This window comes from Pseudoalteromonas sp. P1-16-1b (assembly GCF_001401785.1).
Classification (GTDB): Bacteria; Pseudomonadota; Gammaproteobacteria; order Enterobacterales; family Alteromonadaceae; genus Pseudoalteromonas; species Pseudoalteromonas undina.
This window is the reverse complement of record NZ_LKGQ01000074.1, coordinates 1-232: the sequence shown is the minus strand read 5'-3', so window position 1 is coordinate 232 and position 232 is coordinate 1. Positions and strand designations below refer to the sequence as shown.

Here is a 232-nt window from a genome sequence, read left to right as displayed (position 1 = left end):
TAAAGAATGGTGGGTCATGATGGACTTGAACCATCGACCAATGGATTAAAAGTCCACTGCTCTACCAACTGAGCTAATGACCCGCTCTGTGTGTTTGTTAACACTTTACGTAAATCCGCCGATTAAAGACCAAACTTTATTAACAATAAAGAATGGTGGGTCATGATGGACTTGAACCATCGACCAATGGATTAAAAGTCCACTGCTCTACCAACTGAGCTAATGACCCGCT

2 tRNA genes are annotated in these 232 nt (G+C 42.2%); both read right to left on the bottom strand.

Annotation, left to right across the window (positions count from 1 at the left end):
- Window positions 1–7 precede the first annotated feature (7 nt).
- Window positions 8–83: transfer RNA gene (locus tag AN392_RS18245), tRNA-Lys, on the bottom strand.
- Window positions 84–153: 70 nt separating this feature from the next.
- Window positions 154–229, bottom strand: a tRNA-Lys gene (locus AN392_RS18240).
- Window positions 230–232 lie beyond the last annotated feature (3 nt).